We start from the raw sequence: 23,601 nt of genomic DNA, 5'->3' as shown, positions 1-23,601 counted from the left end.
TTTCCTGAAAACTATTTCAAGCGATAGTAAAGCTCACGGTACGACTTCGCCGCGACCTGCCAGCTAAAATCCATTGCCATAGCCTGACGTTGCACAAACCGCCACAGTGAAGGACGGGACCACAGTACAAAAGCACGCCGAATAGCCCGTAACAGCGACCAGGCATTACTATCTTCAAAGACAAACCCACTGGCGACGCCATCTGCAAGGTTCTCAAGAGAACAATCAGAAACCGTATCAGCAAGCCCACCGGTGCGCCGCACTAACGGCAGCGTACCGTACTTCAATCCATAAAGTTGCGTTAAGCCGCACGGTTCAAAACGGCTGGGCACCAGAATGACGTCCGCGCCGCCCATAATGCGATGCGAAAATGCTTCGTGATAGCCAATCTGAACGCCCACCTGACCGGGGTATTCCGCTGCCGCCGCAAGGAAACCTTCCTGCAGCACCGGATCGCCCGCGCCGAGTAGCGCCAGCTGCCCGCCCTGCTCCAGAAGGCCCGGTAAGGCTTCCAGCACCAGGTCGAGACCTTTCTGGCTGGTCAGACGGCTCACCACTGCAAAAAGCGGCACTTTATCGTCAACCTTAAGCCCCATTGCGATTTGTAACTGGCGCTTATTTTCCGCTTTATCTTCCAACGTATCGCGGGTGTAACGCGAGGCCAACAGTAAGTCCGTCTCTGGACTCCAGATTTTCTCGTCCACGCCGTTCAGTACGCCGGAAAGACGCCCTTCACGGTGACGCTGTTGCAACAGACCTTCCATACCGTAGGCAAACTGCGGTTCGGTGATCTCGCGAGCGTAGGTTGGACTGACCGCCGTAATGTGATCGGCATAGTACAGACCGGCCTTCAGGAAAGAGATTTGTCCGTTGAATTCCAGCCCATGAATATTAAAGAATGACCATGGCAATTGGATGTCATTCATGTGATGTGCATAAAACATGCCTTGATAGGCCAGGTTGTGCACAGTAAACACCGACTTCGCCGGACGCCCGCGCGCCGCCAGATACGCAGGCGCAAGGCCTGCATGCCAGTCGTGCGCATGCACCACATCAGGACGCCAGAATGGGTCAAGCCCGCTGGCCATTTCTGCCCCAACCCACCCCAGCAGCGCAAAACGCAATACGTTGTCGGTATAGGCAAATAAGTTGGTATCGTGATACGGGCTTCCCGGACGATCATAGAGATGCGGCGCGTCAATCAGGTAAATGCCAACCCCGTTGTAATGACCGAACAACAGCGTGATATGTCCGGCGAAGGTATCACGACGGGATACTACCTGCGCATCGGTCACGCCACGGCGAATATCGGGAAATGCAGGCAACAGTACGCGAGCGTCAACGCCGTCTGCGATTTGTGCTGCGGGTAATGCCCCAATAACATCAGCCAGACCGCCGGTTTTAAGCAGCGGGAACATCTCTGAACATACATGTAAAACCTGCATTATCGCTCCTGTTTATGCCCTAACTTCCGTAGCATTTCGCGCGTTACCAGCACGATGCCTTCTTCTGAACGATAGAAACGACGTGCATCTTCCTCTGCGTTTTCACCAATCACCATGCCTTCCGGAATAACACAAGCACGATCGATGACGCAGCGGCGCAGACGGCACGAGCGACCTACCCATACTTCCGGTAACAATACGGCGGAATCAATGTTGCAGAATGAATTCACGCGAACGCGCGAGAACAGAACGGACTGCACCACCACCGAACCGGAGATCACACAACCGCCGGAAACCAGTGAGTTAAGGGTCATCCCGTGGCTACCGGAGCGATCCTGCACGAATTTCGCTGGCGGTAATGATTCATTGTAGGTGCGAATTGGCCAATTGCGATCGTACATATCCAGTTCCGGCACCACAGAGGCCAGATCGAGGTTCGCTTTCCAGTAAGCTTCCAGCGTACCCACATCGCGCCAGTACGGCTCGGCATCCGGGTCGGATTGTACGCAAGAGAGCGGGAACGGGTGCGCATAGGCCAGACCGGCTTCGGTGATCTTGGGAATCAAATCTTTGCCAAAGTCGTGGCTGGAGTTCTCATCGCGATCGTCTTCTTCCAGCAGTTCATACAGATAGTCGGCGTCAAAGACGTAGATACCCATACTCGCCAGAGATTTGCTCGGATCGTTCGGCATTGACGGCGGGTTAGCAGGTTTTTCAACGAATTCGATAATTTTATCGTTCTCATCAACCGCCATAACGCCAAATGCGGAGGCTTCTTCAATCGGTACTGGCATACAAGCAACGGTGCAACGTGCGCCTTTTTCGACGTGATCGATAAGCATACGCGAGTAGTCTTGCTTGTAGATATGGTCGCCCGCCAGGATCACCACGTATTCCGCTTTATAACGGCGGATAATGTCGAGGTTTTGGGTGACCGCATCTGCGGTGCCGCGATACCAGTTTTCCCCTTTCATTCTCTGCTGTGCTGGCAGCAGATCGACAAACTCGTTCATTTCTTCATTGAAGAATGACCAGCCGCGCTGAATGTGCTGCACCAGAGTGTGGGACTGGTACTGGGTGATCACGCCCATACGACGGATCCCGGAGTTGATGCAGTTAGACAGCGCAAAGTCGATAATGCGGAACTTACCGCCGAAGTGTACGGCCGGTTTTGCTCGCTTATTGGTTAAATCCTTCAGGCGGGTACCACGTCCTCCCGCCAGTATCAGGGCAACAGATTTCAATGGCAGCTGGCGCGCCAACATTAAGTGATCGTTCTTCTCTAAACTAACCATGACTAACTCCTTTTTTATCATCTCTGGAACACACACAATCCGTGTGCAGGTCCCTGCCAGACAGCCGTAATCACTGGGTTATCCTCTCCAGCGAATGGGGGAATGGCGTGCCACTCCCCAGCAGGTAAAACAATCTCTGTTACCTCAAGCGTGGCGTTAATTGCGATCAAAAAGCGATCCGAGAGCAGAATTTGCAGCTGTTTCGGCCCGTTTTGCCACTCATCCGTGCTTAAAGGTTGAGCATATCGATTTAGCCAACGGACATTGCCGTCGCCTTCTTCCCACCAGCGATTCTCCACCAAAGCGGGAATGCGCTTGCGCAGATGGATTAACGCGGCGGTAAATGCGGTTAAACCACTGCTTGCCTGCGACCAGTCCAACCAGGTTAATTGGTTATCCTGACAGTAGGCATTGTTATTGCCATGCTGGCTGTGACCATGTTCGTCACCGGCCAGTAACATCGGCGTACCCTGGGAGAGCAACAACGTTGTTAACAGGGCGTGAATGCTGTCGCGCCGCCGTTCAACCAGGTCAAGAGAACCGCCTAACCCTTCTTTACCATGATTGTTACTGTAATTGTTGTTGGTCCCGTCGCGATTTTCTTCTCCGTTTGCTTCATTGTGTTTATGGTTGAAGCAAACACAGTCGCGAAGCGTAAAACCGTCATGCGCGGTGACGAGATTAATCGCGGCACTCGGCAGACGACCATTACGTTTAAAAACATCGCTGGAGGCAGCAAAACGCCCGGCAAACGCCCCCAGAGGCAAATCATAATGTAGCCAGAAACGACGGGCAGCATCGCGGAAATGATCGTTCCACTCGGCAAACAGCGGCGGGAAATTTCCCACCTGATAACCACCAGGAGCGATATCCCACGGTTCAGCAATTAACTTCACCTGCGAGAGCACCGGGCAGTTCTGGATAGCGGTAAACAACGGCGCATCCTGACGGAACTCTGGCGTACGGCCCATGACTGCCGCCAGATCAAAGCGGAAACCATCGACGTGGCAGGTTTCTACCCAATAACGCAGGCAGGCGCTGGCATAATCCACCACCGCCGGATGACTCAAATTGAGCGTGTTGCCGCAACCGGTCCAGTTGTGATAATCGCCGTCTTCTCTTATCCAATAATAGCTACGGTTATCGATCCCACGCAGCGAGAATAACGGGCCGTCGAGGTCCAGTTCCGCACTATGGTTGAGCACGATATCAAGAATGACTTCGATACCCGCTTTATGCAGTGCTTTGATTGCATCGCGAAACTCATCCAGCGCCGTTTCTGGCGAGCAGGCATACGCCGGATGCAGCGCAAACATCGCCACCGGGTTGTAACCCCAGTAGTTACTTAGCCCCATGCGTTGCAGACGTGGTTCACTGGCAAACTGCGCCACTGGCAGCAGTTCCAGCGCGGTAATGCCCAATTGTTTCAAATAGTTGATCATCACCGGATGCCCGAGGGCTTTATAAGTGCCACGGATCTCGACCGGGATCTCCGGGTGCAAGTACGTTAATCCTTTGACATGGGCTTCATAAATGATGGTGCTGCCCCACGGCGTGCGCGGCGGGGCATCATCTTCCCAGTCATAGTGATCAACCACCACTACGCATTTCGGCGCAATGGCGGCGTTGTCGCGATAGTCAGGTTCATTATGACCGGCGTGCAGCAGCGGGTTATCTTTAAACTCCCCGTCAATTTGCCGCGCGCAAGGATCAATCAACAACTTCGCCGGGTTAAAGCGATGCCCCTCGGCGGGTTGCCAGGGGCCATGAACGCGATAACCATAACGCAAACCCGGGCGCGCATCCGGCAGATAACCGTGCCAAATGTCGCCACTGTGCCCTGGCAAGTCATAGCGATGTTCCTGGCCATTGGCGTCAAAGACACACAGTTCTACCCGCTCGGCATGAGCGGAGAAAAGTGTGAAGTTGACGCCCTGACCGTCGTAATGCGCGCCGAGGGGAGCGGGTTTGCCAATGGCGAGTTGTGTCATTCTGCCTCCCGAACCAGCCAGATAGTGGCCAGCGGTGGTAGCGTCAGGCTTAGTGAATGCTGACGACCGTGGCTGGCAATCTCATCGCTGTGTACCGTGCCGCCATTGCCTGCATTACTGCCGTGATAGTGCATGGAATCGGTATTGAGGATTTCACGCCATTTGCCCGGCTGGTTTATGCCGAAGCGATAATCATGACGCGGTACCGGCGTAAAGTTACTGGCAACGATGATTTCGTTACCCTCTTTATCGCGACGCACAAAGATCAGCACCGAGCGTTCTTTGTCATCCACCACCAGCCATTCAAAGCCGTACGGGTCAAAATCCAGTTCATGCATTGCTTTATGGTGGCGGTAGGTGAGGTTCAGATCGCGCACCAGACGCTGGACACCGTGGTGCCAGTTATCGCCGCCTTCCAACAGATGCCAGTCGAGGCTGGCGTCATGGTTCCACTCGCGGCCCTGGGCAAATTCGTTACCCATGAACAGTAGTTTCTTGCCCGGGAATGCCCACATCCAGCCATAGTAGGCGCGCAGGTTCGCGAATTTCTGCCATGCGTCGCCCGGCATGCGGTCGAGAATCGATTTTTTACCGTGGACCACTTCATCATGCGACAACGGCAGGACGAAGTTTTCAGTGTAGTTGTAGAGAATCCCGAAGGTCAGTTTATCGTGATGATACTGACGATAAACCGGGTCGAGCTTCATGTAGTCCAGGGTGTCATGCATCCAGCCGAGGTTCCACTTGTACCAGAAGCCCAGACCGCCCATATCCTGCGGACGAGAAACGCCAGGGAAATCGGTAGACTCCTCAGCCATTGTCACCGCACCGGAAACCTGCTCACCAAGAATACGGTTGGTATTACGCAAGAATTCAATCGCTTCAAGATTCTCGCGCCCGCCAAATTCGTTCGGGATCCACTCCCCCTCTTTACGGCTGTAGTCGCGATAAATCATTGACGCCACCGCATCGACGCGCAGCGCATCAATACCAAAACGTTCAATCCAGTAAAGCGCGTTACCGACGAGGAAGTTACTGACTTCACGGCGACCATAGTTGTAGATCAGCGTGTTCCAGTCCTGATGATAGCCTTCACGCGGATCGCTGTGTTCATACAAGTTCGTGCCATCAAATTCGGCAAGCGCAAAGTCATCAGTCGGGAAGTGGCCTGGCACCCAGTCGAGAATCACGTTCAGACCAGCTGCGTGTGCGGCATCAATGAAATAACGGAAGTCGTCGCGAGTACCAAAACGGCGGGTTGGCGCATACAGGCCGGTTGGCTGATAACCCCAACTGCCATCGAAGGGATGCTCGTTAATGGGCAGTAGTTCGAGGTGGGTAAAGCCCATCCATTTAGCATAAGGCACCAGTTGATCGGCCAGCTCGCGGTAGCTCAACCAGAAATTGTTGTCGGTGTGGCGACGCCAGGAACCCAGGTGAACTTCATAAATAGAGATTGGCGCATCAAACTGATTCGCTTTTTTGCGCTCTTCAGTCTGTACAACCTTTTCCGGCAGCCCGCAAATAAGAGACGCGGTTTCCGGGCGCATTTGCGCTTCAAAGGCATAAGGGTCGGACTTCAGACGCAAGTTGCCATTGGCATCAATCATCTCGTATTTATAGAGCTGACCGTTATGCGCCCCAGGGATAAACAGTTCCCAGATGCCGCTCTCTTTACGCAGGCGCATCGGGTGACGGCGACCGTCCCAGTAGTTGAATTGCCCAACCACCGAGACCCGACGGGCGTTTGGAGCCCAGACAGAGAAACGCGTACCTGTGACGCCATCCATAGTATCTGCATGCGCGCCTAAGGTTTCATACGGGCGCAGGTGAGTACCTTCAGATAATAGCCAGGCATCCATTTCCTGGATTAGCGGACCAAAACGGTAAGGATCATCAATCAGGTTTTGCTGACCATGCCAGACAACAGCCAACTGATAGCGGAAAAAATTCTTACGTCGCGGAATGACGCCGCTAAAGAATCCCCGTGAGTCGAGACACTCCAGTTTTGCGAGTTTGCGCCCGGTTTTCGGTTCAATCACCCACACATCGGTAGCGTCGGGTAAAAGGGCACGGACTTCCAGTCCCGCGGTGGTTTTATGCATTCCCAGTACGGAAAAAGGATCCGCAAAATGGCCTGCAATTAGCGCGTTAATCACGTCTCTATCGATACGATCGGACATGCTTGTCTTCCTGTTTTATTGTGTCACCCCATCCAATTGGATTTTTGACTTCTGGTTGTGACATTTTTTTGACCTGAACGGCGCAGCACTCTGTGCATCCTCTCTGCGTCGTCCTCACTTCAGGTAAGGCTGTGAATACTCATGTATTCAGCCACCCTTAAAGAATAGCCAATGCTCTATTTAACTCCCGGTAAATCATGAAACATCTGCGCTTACTCCTGTATTACGCACTAACAGGGGCGGCATCGCGCCCCAGATTTAATGAATAAAGATTACGCCAGTTGACGAAGCATCCGACGCAGCGGCTCCGCGGCCCCCCACAGCAGCTGGTCGCCCACGGTAAAGGCTGACAGGAACTCTGGTCCCATATTCAGCTTACGCAGGCGGCCTACCGGCGTGGTCAGCGTGCCGGTAACGGCAGCTGGGGTTAGCTCACGCATAGTGATTTCCCGATCGTTCGGAACGACTTTCGCCCACGGATTGTGCGCAGCCAGCAGTTCTTCCACGGTCGGAATAGACACATCTTTTTTCAATTTAATAGTGAATGCCTGGCTGTGGCAGCGCAATGCCCCGACACGCACACATAAACCATCTACCGGAATTACGGAAGATGTGTTGAGGATCTTGTTGGTTTCCGCCTGCCCTTTCCACTCTTCGCGGCTCTGACCGTTATCGAGCTGTTTGTCGATCCACGGAATCAGGCTACCCGCCAGCGGCACGCCAAAGTTATCCACCGGCAGCTCACCGCTACGGGTTAAGGTTGTGACTTTGCGTTCGATATCGAGAATAGCAGAGGACGGGGTCGCGAGTTCATCTGCCACATGGCCATACAGATGGCCCATCTGGGTTAATAACTCACGCATATGTCGCGCACCACCGCCGGAAGCGGCCTGGTAGGTTGCAACGGACACCCAATCAACAAGATCATTGGCGAATAAACCACCCAACGACATCAACATCAGGCTTACGGTACAGTTACCGCCAACAAAAGTCCTGATGCCATTATTTAATCCGTCGGTAATGACGTCCTGATTGACGGGGTCAAGAATGATGATGGCGTCATCTTTCATGCGCAGAGACGATGCTGCGTCAATCCAGTAACCTTGCCATCCGCTTTCACGAAGCTTTGGATAGATTTCGTTGGTATAATCGCCGCCCTGACAGGTCACAATGATATCGAGGGCCTTTAGCGCCTCCAGATCAAAGGCATCCTGAAGTGTGCCAGTGGTTCCGCCAAAAGACGGCGCAGCCTGGCCAAGCTGAGAAGTAGAAAAGAAGACAGGGCGAATGGCGTCGAAGTCGCGCTCTTCAACCATGCGTTGCATGAGAACGGAGCCGACCATACCGCGCCAGCCGATAAAACCAACATTTTTCATAAGCGTTTTTTTCCTGCAAAGATGTGTGCTGTATAAATGTGCCGGTCTCCTCTTGGCACATCTTTCACCATACAAAAAGCAGCCAAAGTCGCAAGTGAAATTAATCAATGATAGCGAAGCCATCAGTAATGCGACTTATCCTGCTTTGTTAGCACGCAGAAAGTCCGCGGCAATTATCAGGGAATTTGAGTTATGAATGAAATCATTTCTGCAGCAGTTTTATTGATCCTGATTATGGATCCGCTCGGAAACCTACCTATTTTCATGTCCGTACTGAAACATACTGAACCGAAAAGACGGCGGGCAATCATGGTGCGAGAGTTGCTTATTGCTCTCCTGGTGATGCTGGTGTTCCTGTTTGCGGGTGAGAAAATTCTGGCATTTCTCAGCCTGCGAGCAGAAACCGTCTCCATTTCTGGCGGCATCATTCTGTTTCTGATCGCCATTAAGATGATTTTCCCCAGCGCTTCAGGAAATAGCAGCGGGCTTCCTGCAGGTGAAGAGCCATTTATCGTGCCGTTGGCAATTCCGTTAGTCGCCGGGCCGACTATTCTCGCCACGCTGATGTTGTTGTCTCATCAGTACCCGAATCAGATGGGGCATCTGGTGATTGCTCTGCTGCTGGCCTGGGGCGGCACCTTTGTCATCCTGCTACAGTCTTCGCTATTTTTACGTCTGCTGGGCGAGAAAGGGGTGAACGCACTTGAACGCCTGATGGGATTGATTCTGGTGATGATGGCAACCCAGATGTTCCTCGACGGCATTCGAATGTGGATGAAGGGGTAACGAGGAGAGTTTTTCGAAAAGAACCCGGTAGCGTCACAACTACCGGGCGAACAAACTTAACTCAACAGCTGGAACGCAATCATCCCAACGATGGCACCGACAGTGCCGAGGATGGTTTCCATCATGGTCCAGGTTTTCAGCGTTTCGGCTTCGGTCGCGCCGGTAAATTTACCGAACAACCAGAAACCAGCGTCGTTAACGTGGCTGACAACAATCGAACCACCAGCGATACAAATCGACAGTGCCGCCATTTGCGCACCAGAGTAGTTCAGTTGTTCAATGACTGGCATCACCAGTCCCACCGCCGTTAAACAGGCTACGGTGGCAGACCCCTGAATGATGCGCACTGCAGCGGCCAGCACGAAGCAGGTGATAGCAATCGGCAGGCCCATGCCGGTTAACGCTTCGCCCAGTGCCGGACCTACGCCAGAGTCAACCAGCACCTGTTTGAACACGCCGCCCGCACCAATCACCAGCAGAATGATCCCCGCCGGTTGCAGCGCGTGACCGCAAATCTCCATCACTTTGTCTTTTGGCATGCCCTGACGCATTGCCAGACCGTAAATCGCCACCAGACAAGCAACCAGAATCGCGGTAAACGGATGACCGATAAACTCAAACCATTCGTAAGCAGTTGATCCTTCCGGCACAAAACGCGCGGCAATGGTTTTCAGCCCTACCAGCACCAGCGGCAGCAGGATCAGCGACAGGCTGAATCCGAAAGATGGCATTTTGCCTTCGCCGAGATGCGGTTCGCTGATGTCGTCAGGAATATGCAGCTCAACGTAACGGCTGATGAAGTTACCCCACAGCGGCCCGGCAATAATCATTCCCGGAATTGCCGCACACAGGCCAATCAGGATCATCCAGCCAAAGTCGGCATTCATCTGCGATGCCAGCAGCATCGGCGCTGGTCCAGGCACCAGAAATGCCGCCGCTGCCGCCACGCCTGCAAATAATGGGATTACCAGCTTCACCAGGTTCGTACCGGTGTGGCGCGCCATTGAGAAAGCAACGCTAATCAGCAGAACAATCGCCACTTCAAAGAACAGCGGTAGCGCACAGACCAGCCCCGCAAGGCCGATGGCATAATGCGCGCGGCTGTGACCGAAGGATTTGAGCATTTTGACGGCAATCTGATCGACTGCGCCGGTTTCATGTAAGATCTTGCCAAACATAGCTCCCAGGGCGACAACCACCGCCAGGAAGCCGAGGGTGCCTCCCATCCCTTTTTCCATCGTCGCTGCGATTTTATCGAGCGGCATACCGGAAAAAAGGCCAGCCCCCATGGACACCACCATTAAAGCCAGGAAAGCGTGCATACGCGCCTTCATGACTAAAAACAGCAGCAGTAAAACAGACCCTACTGCTGTTAAAACAAGCGTTAATGTAGTCACTACTTATTTGCCTTTTTTAATAACCTCAATGGTGCTTGCCACAACACCTTCCAGCGGTTGATCGATATCCACCACCAGTACATCGGTTTCGTCCGCACCCGGCTCCTGCAGCGTTTCAAACTGCGTCACCAACATTTGGGTTTTAAAGAAATGGCCTTTGCGCGCTTTCAGGCGGCTTTCAATCACATCAAAATCGCCTTTCAAATAGATGAAAGAGAGATTCGGATTACCTTCACGCAGCAAGTCGCGATAGTGTTTTTTCAATGCAGAACAGACGATCAGCGACACTTTATTAGTGCGCTGCATAGCAAACGCGGCGTCGTTCAGCGCCTGCAACCACGGTTTGCGATCGTCGTCATTCAGTGGTTCGCCAGACGCCATTTTTTCGATATTGCGCCGTGGATGGAGGAAATCGCCATCAAGAAACGCGGCATGAAGTTGATGCGCCACTTCACTGGCGACCGCAGATTTGCCGCTGCCCGATACGCCCATCAAGACGTAAATGTGGTGATCATGGTTAGTCGTGCTCAAAGTGGTGCCCCCACAATACAAGAATTAAAAATGTTACGGGTAACTGTTATCGGTAACATTGTCCAGCCGGACAATATCAGAAGCAATATCCATCCATGCCTTAAGTGTATAAGTGTGAGCTACTTCAAATTTGTGGGCTTAAATAGATCCGCCCGGTGACAAGGTGAAACCTAAATCTAACATTTTCGGTGTCACAGATTCGCCACGAATACGCGCCAGCAGGCGTTCAGCGCCAATACTGCCCATCCGCTCACGCGGCGTCAGCACGCTCGCCAGTCGTGGCTCCATCACCTGACCAATGTCATGACCGTGGAAACCGGCAATCGCCATATCGTCAGGAACTTTTAACCCCAGACGCTGACATTCAAACGCCGCGCCGACCGCCAGATCATCATTAGTACAGAACACGCCATCCAGCTGCGGATATTCCCGCCGCGCCTGGCGAATCAGTTCAATACCGGAAGAGTAAGAAGAAGATTGCTCAACCATCACGCTATACGGCACCAGGCCTGCATCCAGCATCGCCTGTTCGTATCCCTTCTGTTTGATGATAGTACGTTCGTCGAGACGTGCGCCGAGATAGGCAATGTGGCGATGCCCGCGCGCAATAATGGCGGTAGTCATCTGGCGTGCCGCTTCAAAGTTATCAAAACCGACGGCGATATCGAGGCACGGCGACTGGCTGTCCATCAACTCCACCACCGGGATCCCCGCCACTTCAATCATCTTTAAGGTGCGCGGCGTGTGGGTACGTTCGGTGAGGATCAGGCCGTCGATATTCCAGGAGAGCATGGATTCGAGACGTTCTTGCTCCATTTCCGGTTTATAACCGTAGTGCGCCAGCATCGTCTGATAACCGTGCGCGTCGGTGACGCTTTCGATTCCGCGTAATACTTCCGCGAAAACCTGGTTGGTGAGAGAAGGTAACAGGACGCCAATCGCCCGGCTGGTAGCGTTAGAGAGGATATCGGGCGCACGATTGGGAATATAGCCCAGTTCATCAAGAGCGGCGGCAATCTTGCCGCGTAGAGCGACGGAAACCTGCTCCGGGTTGCGTAAAAAACGGCTGACCGTCATTTTGGTCACGCCTACACGGTCAGCCACATCCTGAAGTACGGGTCTTTTCTTTTTCATCGTCCTGAAGGTACAAAAGAGATAGATTCTCTTAGTTTAACACGGACGCATCAGAACCTTCCCGGGGAAAACAGTGCTTGTTTACAATTATTAGATATACACTAAATCAATTGCATCGCATTGTGCTAACGACGCGGCAAAACCCCGGAAGCGTGCATCAGCACGCGACCGGAGCGAGCGAGGAAGCCTGCAAAAAGGCAGGCTTCAAAAATGCCGTGGAGCTTTAAACCGGCGGCAGATCGAACAGTAACACTTCGCTGTCGCTATCCGCATGGATGGAGATTGCCTGCTCATCCCAGATTGCCAGACCATCGCTGGTCGAGGCTTTCACGCCGTTAATGGTGACATTGCCTTTCACCACCTGGATCCAGACGCGGCGTTCAGCGGCAATCTGATGCACCGACTGCTCATCTTTCAGCAACGCCCAACGATACAGTTCCATATCCTGATGCACTTTCAATGAACCATCTCGAGCATCCGGCGAGAGCACCAGCTGTTTGCCCTGTACGGCATCGAAGCGACGCTGTTCATAACGCGGCGTAATACCGTTTTCTTCAGGCATGATCCAGATCTGATACAGATGCAGACGCTCGGTGCTGCTTGGGTTGTACTCTGAGTGACGAATACCCGTACCCGCACTCATAATCTGGAACTCACCCGCCGGAACCTGCTCTTTATTGCCCATGCTGTCCTGGTGCTCAACAGTACCTTCCAGCACGTAGGTCAAAATTTCCATATCTTTATGTGGGTGAGTGCCGAAGCCCTGCCCTGCTTCAATCACGTCGTCGTTAATCACGCGCAGCGCGGAGAAGCCCATAAAGTTCGGATCGTAATAGTTGGCAAAAGAGAAAGTATGCCAGGAGTCCAGCCAGCCATGATTTGCATGACCACGTTCATTTGCTTTGCGTAAGTAGATCATTTGTATTCGCCCCCTGAATGATTTCGATGGGCTTAGTGTGGACCCGATCTGCCTGGGATGATAGAGGGTGAAAATTGACCCCTCTGTTCAAAAAAATTGAACTATTCGAGGGGCCATCAAACTTACTTCGCGAGAGTCACTGTGGAGGGAGAGGCTTGCTCGAATCCGCGTTCAAGGATTTCCAGATTCGTAAGAACTTCAGATTCCTTGACGTAATTTGGCGCACCGTGGGTGATGGTTTGATACAACGCATCATAAACGCGCCCGTAATCGCCCATCTCCGGCTTAATCTCTTCTCTGACCGTCACGCCCTCGTCATTGACATACTCCAGCACACCGACCGAATCATCCGCTGCGAATCCCGGTTCGCCCGGCATAATATTAGCCTTCAGGCTGGTTTCCTGCTGGTCGATACCATATTTAATAAACGAACCTTTCTTACCGTGAACGATAAATTTCGGATAATCGATTTTCACCAGATGGCTGGTTTTGACGATGGCTTTTAGATCGCCATAAAACAGTTGCGCTTCGAAAGTATCGTCAGGATTGGCTTTATTGCGCAGGCTGCGGATGTCATAAGCGACGTGATCCGGGCGACCGAACAGAGAAATAATCTGGTCCATCGTATGCACACCAAGGCCATAGAACGCGCCATCCTGCGGCAACCCAGGTTTGGTTTCTGCGACCGGGCGGTAATAGTCAAAATGGCTTTCCACTTCAACAATCTCTCCCAACTTGCCACTTTCAATCGCTTTTTTCGCTGTCAGGAAGCAGGAGTCAAAGCGACGATTCTGATACGGCGTGACGGTCAGCCCTTTGCTTTTCGCCAACGCAAACAGCTCCTTCGCCTGGGCAAGCGTCGGGGTGAACGGTTTTTCGACCAGCACATTTTTCCCGGCTTCCAGCGCGCGTTTCGCGTACTCGAAATGGCTGTCCGCGTGGGTGCAGACAACAACCAGCTTAACATCGGGATCGTTTAGTACTTCGTCGAGATCGCTGGTGAAATGGATATGGGAATAAATGGGAGCCTGTTCTTCCGGCTTCGCATGGCGACGAAAAATATGCGCGACATGCCAGCTATCCTTGCGGTTAAGTACATACGGCAGATGGTAACGGGTGGTGCTTTTGCCGAAGCCAATAAAGGCGCAGTTGATGACCATGATTTCGTCCTTTTTAAGGTGGTTATTTACACCTTAGCGCAAAGCGGACGTGGTTCCTACTGGAGTGCGCATAACGAACACAAGCACTCCCGTGGATAAATTGAGAACGAAAGATCAAAAAAAAAGCCAGCACCCGGCTGGCTAAGTAATACTGGAAGCAATGTGAGCAATGTCGTGCTTTCAGGTTCTCCGCGAGGGTCTTCCTGATCGCGAGACAATAATAATCATTCTCATTCGCACTTGTCCAACACTTTTTGCAAAAAAATGCATTTGACTCGCATTTGAAAGTCAATGATGTTGAAAGGGACATTTACCCCAAAGAGGACAAAGGAATGAGTGAGATAGTAATACGCCACGCAGAAACACGGGATTACGAGGCCATCAGGCAGATTCACGCCCAGCCGGAGGTGTATTGCAACACACTACAGGTGCCTCATCCTTCCGATCATATGTGGCAGGAGCGACTCGCCGATCGTCCCGGCATCAAGCAACTCGTCGCCTGTATTGATGGAGACGTCGTGGGCCATCTCACCATTGACGTGCAACAGCGCCCACGCCGCAGTCATGTTGCCGATTTTGGTATCTGTGTCGACTCTCGTTGGAAGAACCGCGGCGTCGCCAGCGCCCTGATGCGAGAGATGATTGAAATGTGCGACAACTGGTTGCGGGTAGATCGCATTGAACTAACCGTGTTTGTCGATAACGCCCCGGCAATTAAGGTCTATAAAAAATACGGCTTTGAAATTGAAGGGACTGGTAAGAAGTACGCATTGCGTAATGGTGAATATGTCGATGCATATTATATGGCGCGGGTGAAGTAAGATAGTGCCCTTTTTCTGAGATGGAAAAAGGGTGTCATTCAAAATCGACATACCTTCCTTTAAGGTATTTATTTGCCCAATACATATATTGAGATTTAACTCATAATTACTTCCTAAAGTGTAATATTTTATTTTTTAATATATACGCCTACAATTTCCTGGAGTAAATAAATAACAATTAACAAGCATAATATTGCCATTGATAAAATAGCATGCCATAAAAGGACTTTTCAGGGATGAGTAATATTGTTTACCTGACAGTAACGGGAGAACAACAAGGAAGCATCTCCGCAGGTTGTGGGACTTCTGAGTCTACAGGTAATCGTTGGCAGAGCGGGCATGAGGATGAAATATTTACATTCTCACTCTTAAATAATATTAATAATACGGGGCTTGGTTCACAGTTCCATGGTATAACATTTTGTAAATTAATTGATAAAAGCACTCCATTATTTATTAATTCCATTAACAATAATGAACAATTATTTATGGGATTTGACTTCTATCGAATAAATAGATTTGGTAGATTGGAAAAGTATTATTATATACAACTAAGAGGCGCTTTTTTATCGGCTATTCATCACCAGATCATTGAAAACCAACTGGATACAGAAACAATAACTATTAGTTATGAATTTATCCTCTGTCAACATCTTATCGCAAATACCGAGTTCAGCTATTTGGCACTCCCTGAAAATTATAACCGTTTGTTTTTACCAAATTCAAAAAACCAAACAAATAATCGTTTCAAAACGTTAAACAGCAAAGCTATTGGCAGGCTACTTGCTGCTGGTGGCGTATACAATGGGAACATTGAAGGATTCAGAGATACTGCGGAAAAACTGGGTGGAGATGCAATAAAAGGCTATGATCAAATACTAAATGAAAAAACAGCGGGCATAGCGATAGCAACAGCATCTATTCTTTTAACAAAGCGTTCTAATGTTGATACATATACAGAAATAAATAGTTACTTAGGCAAACTTAGAGGTCAACAAAAACTTCTTGATGGTATAGACATAATAGAAATAATATACATTAAGAGACCTTCAAAAGACTTAGCTAACTTACGAAAGGAGTTTAATAAAACTGTAAGAAAAAATTTTCTTATCAAACTTGCAAAAACCTCCGAAGCATCTGGAAGATTCAACGCCGAAGACCTTTTAAGAATGAGAAAGGGCAATGTTCCTCTAAATTATAATGTTCACCATAAACTATCTCTAGATGATGGTGGTACTAATGATTTCGAAAATTTAGTATTAATCGAAAACGAACCATATCATAAAGTTTTTACTAACATGCAATCACGAATAGCTAAGGGAATATTAGTAGGTGAAAGCAAAATCACTCCCTGGGCCATTCCATCTGGCTCAATTTATCCTCCCATGAAAAATATTATGGACCACACAAAATGATGACTAAAACCCAAATAAATAAATTAATAAAAATGATGAATGATTTAGACTATCCATTTGAAGCACCGCTCAAGGAATCATTTATTGAAAGTATAATCCAAATAGAATTTAATTCTAATTCAACTAATTGCCTGGAGAAGTTATGTAATGAAGTTAGTATTCTTTTTAAGAATCAACCTGATTATCTTACTTTTTTAAGAGCAATGGATGGATTCGAAGTTAATGGATTACGATTATTTAGCCTCTCGATTCCAGAACCTTCAGTTAAAAACCTTTTTGCCGTAAATGAATTTTATAGAAATAATGATGATTTCATAAACCCTGATCTACAAGAACGGTTAGTGATCGGGGATGATAGCATTTCAATATTTACTTATGACATTAAAAGTAACTTTTTTGAAATTAGAGATAATATTGGCACAGAAAATATATTCAGTTCGTTTAGTGATTTCTCTTCATTCTTAAACGAAATCATGGACAGTTGTTCATAATAATCAAAAGGAAACAAAAATCATTGTAAACCATGCCATCTTTTTAGAGATTACCAGCAGAAAATTCCTTGTTCGAAATTTAGCAGTGCAAGCTATGGAAAAACTTACAACGGAACTACACTCCTTAAGTGAGATGGACCGAAGACATGTAGTCTCTATTTTAGCCGAAATAGCTAATGGCTATGATGATTTTAATGACATGTTGATTTATTTAGAATTTTACCCGAATCATAAGATTCTGATATCTTAAATAAGAAAATCCCGTTCGACGATCTGAAAAAGAAATCATAAAATATTAGCAGATACTTATTTCGTGACTATATCTTATCCGATGAACTTTTTTCAAAACCAGCATTTAATAATATCTTTGACGAAGATGAACGCGTCTTTGCTCAATGTATCACACAGGAATAATAATATAACACTCAACAATAATATTTATTATAATTATGATTACTTATCACGACGCATTCGCGAAAGCGAACCATTACCTTGATGATGCAGATCTCCCGGTCGTCATTACTCTACATGGACGCTTTAGCCAGGGCTGGTATTTCTGTTTCGAAGCACGAGAATTTCTCGAAACTGGAGATGAGGCCGCGCGCTTAGCTGGTAACGCACCTTTTATTATTGATAAAGACAGTGGTGAAATTCATTCTCTGGGAACGGCAAAACCGCTGGAAGAATATCTACAGGATTACGAAATAAAAAAGGCTACCTTCGGCTTGCCCTGACAAAATAGCCCTCTTCCCACGAAGAGGGCCGCTAACCTTAGTACCCCGCCGTTAAATCATCCACCGAGCGCGGGTCGGATGCGCCGTACAACTCACCGTCCGGCCCAACCATAATGCTTTGTGTACTGCCCATCGCCTCTTTCAGCGCCACTTTCTGACCTTTTGCTTCCAGCAGCTTGAGCGTATCCGGGCTAAACCCTTTTTCGACACGCAGCTCGTCCGGCAACCACTGATGGTGGAAACGCGGCGCATTGGTCGCTTCGGCGACGTTCAAGCCATAATCGATGCTATTCACCACCATTTGCAGCACTGTAGTGATGATCCGGCTACCGCCTGGGCTACCGGTAACCAGCCAGGTTTTACCGTCTTTCACCACAATGGTCGGCGACATCGACGACAGCGGGCGTTTGTTCGGCCCGACGGCGTTGGCATCACCGCCCACCAGCCCGTAAACGTTCGGTACGCCCGGTTTGGCGGAGAAATCATCCATCTGGTTATTAAGCAGAATACCGCTCTCGCCCGCGACAATGCCCGTACCGAAGGTGGTGTTCAGCGTATAGGTCACCGCCACCGCGTTACCATCTTTATCCACCACTGAGTAATGGGTAGTTTGATTACTCTCATAAGGCGCAAGCTTGCCGGGGCGAATTTCGCTGGATGGCTTCGCTTTATTGATATCAATTTGATCGGCAATAGATTTGGCATAGGCTTTATTGGTCAGCGCCTGCCACGGTACTTTGACAAAATCCGGGTCGCCAAGATATTCCGAGCGGTCGGCGTAGGCGTATTTCTCCGCTTCTGCCATGATTTGCATCGCATCGGCGCTGCCAAAGCCGTATTTCTTCATATCGAAGTTTTCCAGAATATTGAGGATTTGTACGATATGGATCCCGCCGGAGGATGGCGGTGGCATGGAGTAAACCTGATACCCGCGATAATCGCCGCTTATCGGAGTGCGTTCGACCGCTTTATAGGCTGCTAAATCTTCTTTAGTGATCAAGCCACCGTTTTTCTGCATCTCCTGGGCGATCTGTTCCGCAATCGTGCCTTTATAGAATTCGTCCGGGCCGTTTTCAGCAATCATCTCCAGGCTCTTTGCCAGGTTCGCCTGCACCAGCGTGTCGCCCTTTTTCAGCGGCTCGCCCTCTTTCCAGAAGATAGCTTTACTGTTTTCGTGATTCGGCAACACTTCGCTACCGTAGGTTTTGAGATCGTCAGCCAGCGCGTCGTTAACGATAAAACCATCGCGTGCCAGTTTAAACGCGGGCTGCACGACTTTGTTCAGCGGCATGGTGCCGTATTTATCCAGCGCCAGCGAGAAACCTGCTACCGTACCCGGTGTGCCGGAAGCCAGATGCGAAGTGAGTGATTTTTTGCTGTCCGGGTTGCCCTGATCATCGAGGAACATATCGCGGGTCGCTTTGGCGGGTGCCATTTCGCGGAAATCGATAGCCGTGGTATTGCCATTTTTCGAGCGGATTAACATAAAACCACCACCGCCCAGATTCCCTGCCTGCGGATGCGTTACCGCCAGCGCGTAGCCCACCGCCACGGCGGCATCAACGGCATTCCCGCCCTCCTTGAGAATATCCACCCCCACCTGAGTGGCAGTGGCGTCCACAGACGCTACCATTCCCTGTTTCGCGCGTACCGGGTGGAAGACATCTTCCTCCACACCATACGAGACGGGCGGCGCAGGAGGCGCGGCGGCGGCGCAGGAGGCGCGGCGGCGGCGCTAAAACAACTTCCTGAGAGCAGAGCAGCAATGGCCACCCGGCGTAAAAACGTCGGTTTTATCATCGTTATTCTCCAGAGATTAAGGGGCAACCCCAGCTAAGCCTGGTATATAACTCTGAATTAATCATCGTTTTGTCGGGAAGCGAGTAAACTTAAAGGATATCTTCAGAGGAGGATACGCGATGAAACGACTTCTGATTCTTACGGCACTCCTGCCGTTTGTCGGCTTTGCACAGCCCATTAATACTCTGAACAACCCTAACCAGCCGGGGTATCAGATACCCAGCCAGCAGCGGATGCAAACCCAGATGCAAACGCAGCAAATCCAGCAAAAAGGGATGCTGAATCAGCAACTGAAAACGCAAACTCAGTTGCAACAGCAGCATTTAGAAAACCAGATAAACAATAATTCTCAGCGGGTGTTGCAGTCACAGCCGGGGAAGCGAAATCCCGCCCGGCAGCAAATGCTGCCCAACACCAACGGCGGGATGTTAAACAGCAACCGTAATCCGGATAGTTCGTTGAATCAGCAGCATATGCTGCCGGAGAGGAGAAACGGCGACATGCTGAATCAGCCCAGCACGCCGCAGCCTGACATTCCGTTGAAAACTATTGGGCCGTAAAGTTCGGACCAATCACGTCAATCGCATCGGTACAGATGCAATCCACGCCCCAGCGCAGCAACTCTGCCGCGCGCTGGGGTTTATTGACGGTATAAACCAGAATCCGCAGTCCGGCGTCTTTCAACTGCATCACTCGCACTTTATCGAGTAACTTATGATTGAGATGAATAGAGACGCAGCCCAGCCGCGCGGTCAGTTCGCGCCAGTCGTCGCGCCACTCATCCAGCAACAAACCGCGCGGCAGTTCCGGTACTGCCTGTTGTGCGGCTTCTAAAGCATCAATCTCAAACGATGACAGCAGCGGCGGCGTCATACCGGCCCACAGTTGGCGTGCCGCCAGCGCCACCATTTTGCCCGTTAATGGTCCAGTGCCAGTGGTGGGTTTGATTTCGATATTCGCCATCATCCCGTGTTCACGACAGCGTTCCGCCACCTGCGAAAGCAACGGCAGCGGCTCACCTTTAAACGCTTTGCTGTACCAACTGCCCGCATCCACGCGCAGTAAATCCTGCCAGTTCAGTTCACCCGCGACGCCCCAGCCGTTGCTGGTGCGTTCGAGATTGTCGTCATGAAGCAGGAAGATCTCGCCATCTTTCGATAACTTCGCGTCAAATTCGATCATCTTATGACCGTATTTTGCCCCGACGTCGATTGCCGCCAGGGTGTTTTCCGGGGCCAGCTTACCGCCGCCACGATGAGCGACGATGCGGGGATAAGGCCAGTTACTCATACTCGTTGTCCTGTTTCACCATCAAAAAGATGCAGCTGATTTTCCGCCAGATGCAGCCACAGCGTGCTGCCTGCCGTCGGGCGCTCCTGATGCGCCAGTCGCACCACCAGCTTCTGCTCGCCCCAGCGTCCGTGCGCCAGGTTATCTGCGCCGAGGATCTCCAGCGTGTCCATCACCATCGGTACGCCGCCTTCTGCCTGCGAGCTTAGCGCAATATGTTCCGGGCGAATGCCGAGAGTCATTTTACGCCCGGCATACTGACGGTAGCCACCGTTTAGCGGCAGCTCAATACCGCCGTCCAGTTCGAAATGCGTGCCTTCGTTATTCACGCGGCCTGTCAGCAGGTTCATCGCCGGACTGCCGATAAAACTCGCTACAAACAGGCTGGCGGGCTTTTCGTAGACTTCAACTGGTGTGCCAATCTGTTCGGCAACACCGCCGTTCATCACCATTACTCGCTGGGCGAGCGTCATCGCTTCAACCTGATCGTGAGTAACGTAGAGTGAAGTCGTTTTCAGGCGACGGTGCAACTGTTGCAGTTCAAGACGCATCTGCACGCGCAGCTTGGCATCGAGGTTAGAGAGCGGCTCATCAAACAGGAACACCGCCGGATCGCGCACAATCGCGCGGCCCATCGCCACACGCTGGCGCTGACCGCCGGAAAGCTCGCGCGGGCGACGTTTGAGCAGACCGTCCAGCTCCAGAATGCGCGCCGCTTCTTTAACGCGCTCGGCAATTTGCTGCTTGCCCATGCCGCGAATTTTCAGCCCCCACGCCATGTTTTCTTCGACACTCATATGCGGATAAAGCGCGTAGTTCTGGAACACCATCGCAATCCCGCGATCTTTTGGCTCCATTTCAGTCACGCGCTGGTCGTTGATCCAGATATCGCCTTCTGTCACCCGCTCCAGCCCGGCAACCATGCGCAGCAGCGTCGATTTCCCGCAGCCAGACGGCCCGACCATCACGATAAATTCGCCATCCGCCACATCAAGGGTCAGCGGTTTAATGACCTGGGTTTTACCATCCCAGCTTTTGGTTACTGCCTGTAATTTCAGTCCTGCCATCTTATTTCTCACTATCGACCAGGCCGCGCACGAAGGCACGCTGCATCACTAAAACAATCACCACCGGAGGGATAAGCGTTAACAACATCGCCGCCATCACTGAGTTCCATTCCGTGGTGCCTTCGCCTGTAGCGATCATCCCTTTGATCCCTGCCACGGTGGTGCCGAGATCCACATCGGTAATAATCAACAACGGCCACAAATACTGATTCCAGCCGTAGATAAAGGTGATCACAAACAGCGCCGCCAGATTAGTTTTGGAGAGCGGAAAAACGATGTCGCAAAAGAAGCGCATTGGCGATGCGCCGTCGATCCGCGCCGCTTCCACCAGCTCATCCGGCAGCGTCATAAAGAACTGGCGGAACAGGAAAGTAGCGGTCGCCGAGGCCATCAGCGGCAGCGTTAAACCGGCGTAGCTGTCGAGCATCTGCAGGTTGGCGATGACTTCCACCGTCGGGAAGATACGTACTTCAACCGGCAGCATCAGGGTGATAAAAATCATCCAGAAGAAGAGGTTACGTAGCGGAAAACGAAACCAGACAATGGCAAATGCCGAGAGCATCGAGACGGTAATTTTGCCGAGCGTAATGCTGAACGCCATCACAAAGCTGTTAAGCAACATCCGCCAGAACGGCGCGCTATTCGTGCCTACCCCGTTCACCCAGATGTTGTGGATGTTTTCCAGCAGATGTGTGCCGGGGATGAGCGTCATCGGCGCGGCATAGACGGCCTGTTTATCCAGCGTCGCCGCGACAAACGCCACGTACAGCGGGAAGAGGATCACCGCGATCCCGAGGATCAGCATGGTATGGCTGAATATCGTCAGCCACGGACGGTTCTCAATCATTGGTAACGCACCTTGCTTTCAACATAGCGGAACTGCACCACCGTCAGCACGATGACGAGGAACATCAACACCACCGACTGTGCGGCAGACGAAGCCAGATCCAGTCCGGTAAAACCTTCGCGGTAGATCTTATAAATCAGCGTCGTGGTGGCCTGAACCGGCCCGCCGGACGTGGCGGCGTCGATCACCGGGAAGGTGTCGAAGAAGGCATACACCAGGTTCACTACCAGCAGGAAGAAACTCACCGGGGCGATAAGCGGCAGCGCAATCTTAAAGAAGCGGCGAATCGGCCCTGCACCGTCGATGGCTGCGGCTTCGATCAACGAACGGGGAATGGATTGCAGCGCGGCATAGAAGAACAGGAAGTTGTAGCTGATTTGCTTCCATACTGAGGCAAACACCACCAGAAACATTGCCTGACCGCTGTTTTGCGCGTGGTTCCAGTCGTAGCCGAACTCCGCGAGAAAATGGGTGATCAGCCCGCGACCGGGGTTAAACAGGAAGATCCACAATACGGCGGCAACGGCGGGAGCCACGGCGTAAGGCAGCAACATTAAGGTTTGATAGAAACGGCTGCCGCGCACGATGTACTCCACCAGCGCCGCAAAGAACAGCGATACCAGCAAACCGCTGACGGTGACAAAGGTGCTGAATTTTATCGTCGTCCAGAAGGAGTCGAGATAGTAGCTGTCATGGAACAGCGTGACGAAGTTATCCAGGCCGACAAACTGGCTGGAGAAACCAAACGGATCGACGCTTTGTAGCGAGTACCACAACGCTTCGCCCGCAGGCCAGATAAAAAAGATAACGGTGATGATGAGCTGCGGCGCGACCAGCAGATAAGGCAGCCAGCGCGAGCGGAACACCGGACGGGATGATGACATTACGGTTAATTCCTGAACTGTGCCGGATGCGCTTC

Annotated in this window: 21 protein-coding genes and 1 pseudogene; 7 read left to right on the top strand and 15 right to left on the bottom strand. The window is 51.1% G+C overall.

All coding sequences use genetic code 11. The features are described 5' to 3' along the window. Positions 1-11: 11 nt before the first annotated feature. The 5 genes from glgA to asd form a co-directional block, all read right to left on the bottom strand. Entirely contained in the window at positions 12-1,445 is a 1,434-nt protein-coding gene (gene glgA / locus K0778_RS05745) for a glycogen synthase GlgA (protein WP_001197646.1), read from the bottom strand. Beyond that, on the bottom strand, positions 1,445-2,740 hold the full coding sequence (glgC, locus tag K0778_RS05740) for a glucose-1-phosphate adenylyltransferase (protein WP_000253975.1): 1,296 nt from the start codon (positions 2,738-2,740) through the stop codon (positions 1,445-1,447). The genes glgA and glgC overlap by 1 nt, the downstream gene beginning before the upstream one ends. A 17-nt stretch (positions 2,741-2,757) precedes the next feature. Next, positions 2,758-4,731 carry a glycogen debranching protein GlgX gene (gene glgX / locus K0778_RS05735; protein WP_000192523.1) on the bottom strand — a complete coding sequence of 658 codons (1,974 nt, stop codon included), beginning with the start codon at positions 4,729-4,731 and terminating at the stop codon, positions 2,758-2,760. Next, a complete protein-coding gene (glgB, locus tag K0778_RS05730) occupies positions 4,728-6,914 on the bottom strand; it encodes a 1,4-alpha-glucan branching enzyme (protein ID WP_001283723.1) in 2,187 nt (728 codons plus the stop codon). Before glgB ends, glgX begins: the two co-directional genes overlap by 4 nt. 272 nt (positions 6,915-7,186) lie before the next feature. Further along, positions 7,187-8,290 (bottom strand): aspartate-semialdehyde dehydrogenase, encoded by a 1,104-nt coding sequence (gene asd, locus K0778_RS05720; RefSeq protein ID WP_000799956.1) that lies wholly within the window; start codon positions 8,288-8,290, stop codon positions 7,187-7,189. Between the two features lie 192 nt (positions 8,291-8,482). Here asd and yhgN point away from each other — a divergent pair, with 192 nt between their 5' ends. Further along, the gene (gene yhgN / locus K0778_RS05715) at positions 8,483-9,076 is read left to right on the top strand and encodes an NAAT family transporter YhgN (protein WP_001002544.1); all 594 of its coding nucleotides are present in this window, start codon (positions 8,483-8,485) and stop codon (positions 9,074-9,076) included. A gap of 56 nt (positions 9,077-9,132) precedes the next feature. On the opposite strand, the gene gntU is transcribed toward yhgN, so the two are convergent. The 5 genes from gntU to K0778_RS05690 form a co-directional block, all read right to left on the bottom strand. Continuing rightward, a complete protein-coding gene (gene gntU, locus K0778_RS05710) occupies positions 9,133-10,473 on the bottom strand; it encodes a gluconate transporter (protein WP_000210111.1) in 1,341 nt (446 codons plus the stop codon). Positions 10,474-10,476: 3 nt separating this feature from the next. Next, entirely contained in the window at positions 10,477-11,004 is a 528-nt protein-coding gene (gntK, locus tag K0778_RS05705) for a gluconokinase (protein ID WP_000108330.1), read from the bottom strand. A gap of 138 nt (positions 11,005-11,142) precedes the next feature. Further along, complete coding sequence (gntR, locus tag K0778_RS05700; RefSeq protein WP_000730263.1) at positions 11,143-12,138, bottom strand: gluconate operon transcriptional repressor GntR; 996 nt, start codon at positions 12,136-12,138, stop codon at positions 11,143-11,145. Positions 12,139-12,361: 223 nt separating this feature from the next. Then, positions 12,362-13,057, bottom strand: a complete 696-nt coding sequence (gene yhhW / locus K0778_RS05695; RefSeq protein WP_000639811.1) for a quercetin 2,3-dioxygenase — start codon at positions 13,055-13,057, stop codon at positions 12,362-12,364. A 122-nt stretch (positions 13,058-13,179) separates the two neighbouring features. Continuing rightward, a complete protein-coding gene (locus K0778_RS05690) occupies positions 13,180-14,217 on the bottom strand; it encodes an oxidoreductase (protein ID WP_001618924.1) in 1,038 nt (345 codons plus the stop codon). A gap of 332 nt (positions 14,218-14,549) precedes the next feature. On the opposite strand from K0778_RS05690, the gene yhhY reads away from it, so the two are divergent. From yhhY to K0778_RS05665, 5 genes are all read left to right on the top strand, one after another. Then, the gene (gene yhhY, locus K0778_RS05685; RefSeq protein WP_001295206.1) at positions 14,550-15,038 is read left to right on the top strand and encodes an N-acetyltransferase; all 489 of its coding nucleotides are present in this window, start codon (positions 14,550-14,552) and stop codon (positions 15,036-15,038) included. A 236-nt stretch (positions 15,039-15,274) separates the two neighbouring features. Then, the gene (gene tssD / locus K0778_RS05680) at positions 15,275-16,453 is read left to right on the top strand and encodes an Hcp1 family type VI secretion system effector (protein WP_000065894.1); all 1,179 of its coding nucleotides are present in this window, start codon (positions 15,275-15,277) and stop codon (positions 16,451-16,453) included. Then, positions 16,450-16,944, top strand: coding sequence for a protein YrhA (gene yrhA / locus K0778_RS05675; RefSeq protein ID WP_000988496.1), 495 nt, complete (start codon positions 16,450-16,452; stop codon positions 16,942-16,944). The genes tssD and yrhA overlap by 4 nt, the downstream gene beginning before the upstream one ends. Positions 16,945-17,038: 94 nt before the next feature. Then, entirely contained in the window at positions 17,039-17,194 is a 156-nt protein-coding gene (gene yrhD / locus K0778_RS05670; RefSeq protein WP_001307436.1) for a protein YrhD, read from the top strand. 199 nt (positions 17,195-17,393) lie between these two features. After that, positions 17,394-17,678, top strand: coding sequence for a YrhB family protein (locus K0778_RS05665; protein WP_000634159.1), 285 nt, complete (start codon positions 17,394-17,396; stop codon positions 17,676-17,678). 37 nt (positions 17,679-17,715) lie between these two features. Here the strand turns inward: K0778_RS05665 and ggt are convergent. Next, positions 17,716-19,478, bottom strand: a pseudogene (gene ggt, locus K0778_RS05660) (gamma-glutamyltransferase). Positions 19,479-19,597: 119 nt separating this feature from the next. On the opposite strand from ggt, the gene K0778_RS05655 reads away from it, so the two are divergent. After that, positions 19,598-20,038 carry a DUF2756 family protein gene (locus tag K0778_RS05655; RefSeq protein ID WP_063084815.1) on the top strand — a complete coding sequence of 147 codons (441 nt, stop codon included), beginning with the start codon at positions 19,598-19,600 and terminating at the stop codon, positions 20,036-20,038. Here the strand turns inward: K0778_RS05655 and ugpQ are convergent. The 4 genes from ugpQ to ugpA are packed head-to-tail and all read right to left on the bottom strand — an operon-like array spanning position 20,025 to position 23,566. Continuing rightward, positions 20,025-20,768 carry a glycerophosphodiester phosphodiesterase gene (gene ugpQ, locus K0778_RS05650; RefSeq protein ID WP_000073599.1) on the bottom strand — a complete coding sequence of 248 codons (744 nt, stop codon included), beginning with the start codon at positions 20,766-20,768 and terminating at the stop codon, positions 20,025-20,027. The genes K0778_RS05655 and ugpQ overlap by 14 nt on opposite strands. After that, complete coding sequence (ugpC, locus tag K0778_RS05645; protein ID WP_000907792.1) at positions 20,765-21,835, bottom strand: sn-glycerol 3-phosphate ABC transporter ATP binding protein UgpC; 1,071 nt, start codon at positions 21,833-21,835, stop codon at positions 20,765-20,767. Before ugpC ends, ugpQ begins: the two co-directional genes overlap by 4 nt. Before the next feature lies 1 nt (position 21,836). Beyond that, positions 21,837-22,682, bottom strand: a complete 846-nt coding sequence (gene ugpE, locus K0778_RS05640; RefSeq protein WP_000572176.1) for a sn-glycerol-3-phosphate ABC transporter permease UgpE — start codon at positions 22,680-22,682, stop codon at positions 21,837-21,839. Continuing rightward, the gene (gene ugpA / locus K0778_RS05635) at positions 22,679-23,566 is read right to left on the bottom strand and encodes a sn-glycerol-3-phosphate ABC transporter permease UgpA (protein WP_000099289.1); all 888 of its coding nucleotides are present in this window, start codon (positions 23,564-23,566) and stop codon (positions 22,679-22,681) included. Before ugpA ends, ugpE begins: the two co-directional genes overlap by 4 nt. Between the last annotated feature and the right edge of the window lie 35 nt (positions 23,567-23,601).

The organism is Escherichia sp. XD33 (assembly GCF_019375075.1).
Lineage (GTDB): Bacteria > Pseudomonadota > Gammaproteobacteria > Enterobacterales > Enterobacteriaceae > Enterobacter > Enterobacter flexneri_A.
The sequence above is the reverse complement of the archived record's forward strand: the minus strand, read 5'-3'. Positions and strand labels throughout refer to the sequence as shown.

What these genes read in the sequence shown, in the direction of transcription:
- K0778_RS05655 (WP_063084815.1), top strand. Translation starts at nt 19,598, where the DNA reads ATGAAACGACTTCTGATTCTTACGGCACTCCTGCCGTTTGTCGGCTTT.
- K0778_RS05665 (WP_000634159.1), top strand. Translation starts at nt 17,394, where the DNA reads ATGATTACTTATCACGACGCATTCGCGAAAGCGAACCATTACCTTGAT.
- glgB (WP_001283723.1), bottom strand. Translation starts at nt 6,914, where the DNA reads ATGTCCGATCGTATCGATAGAGACGTGATTAACGCGCTAATTGCAGGC.
- yrhA (WP_000988496.1), top strand. Translation starts at nt 16,450, where the DNA reads ATGATGACTAAAACCCAAATAAATAAATTAATAAAAATGATGAATGAT.
- yhhY (WP_001295206.1), top strand. Translation starts at nt 14,550, where the DNA reads ATGAGTGAGATAGTAATACGCCACGCAGAAACACGGGATTACGAGGCC.
- K0778_RS05690 (WP_001618924.1), bottom strand. Translation starts at nt 14,217, where the DNA reads ATGGTCATCAACTGCGCCTTTATTGGCTTCGGCAAAAGCACCACCCGT.
- ugpC (WP_000907792.1), bottom strand. Translation starts at nt 21,835, where the DNA reads ATGGCAGGACTGAAATTACAGGCAGTAACCAAAAGCTGGGATGGTAAA.
- gntR (WP_000730263.1), bottom strand. Translation starts at nt 12,138, where the DNA reads ATGAAAAAGAAAAGACCCGTACTTCAGGATGTGGCTGACCGTGTAGGC.
- glgA (WP_001197646.1), bottom strand. Translation starts at nt 1,445, where the DNA reads ATGCAGGTTTTACATGTATGTTCAGAGATGTTCCCGCTGCTTAAAACC.
- glgX (WP_000192523.1), bottom strand. Translation starts at nt 4,731, where the DNA reads ATGACACAACTCGCCATTGGCAAACCCGCTCCCCTCGGCGCGCATTAC.
- tssD (WP_000065894.1), top strand. Translation starts at nt 15,275, where the DNA reads ATGAGTAATATTGTTTACCTGACAGTAACGGGAGAACAACAAGGAAGC.
- ugpE (WP_000572176.1), bottom strand. Translation starts at nt 22,682, where the DNA reads ATGATTGAGAACCGTCCGTGGCTGACGATATTCAGCCATACCATGCTG.
- ugpQ (WP_000073599.1), bottom strand. Translation starts at nt 20,768, where the DNA reads ATGAGTAACTGGCCTTATCCCCGCATCGTCGCTCATCGTGGCGGCGGT.
- ugpA (WP_000099289.1), bottom strand. Translation starts at nt 23,566, where the DNA reads ATGTCATCATCCCGTCCGGTGTTCCGCTCGCGCTGGCTGCCTTATCTG.
- yhgN (WP_001002544.1), top strand. Translation starts at nt 8,483, where the DNA reads ATGAATGAAATCATTTCTGCAGCAGTTTTATTGATCCTGATTATGGAT.
- asd (WP_000799956.1), bottom strand. Translation starts at nt 8,290, where the DNA reads ATGAAAAATGTTGGTTTTATCGGCTGGCGCGGTATGGTCGGCTCCGTT.
- glgC (WP_000253975.1), bottom strand. Translation starts at nt 2,740, where the DNA reads ATGGTTAGTTTAGAGAAGAACGATCACTTAATGTTGGCGCGCCAGCTG.
- yrhD (WP_001307436.1), top strand. Translation starts at nt 17,039, where the DNA reads ATGGAAAAACTTACAACGGAACTACACTCCTTAAGTGAGATGGACCGA.
- yhhW (WP_000639811.1), bottom strand. Translation starts at nt 13,057, where the DNA reads ATGATCTACTTACGCAAAGCAAATGAACGTGGTCATGCAAATCATGGC.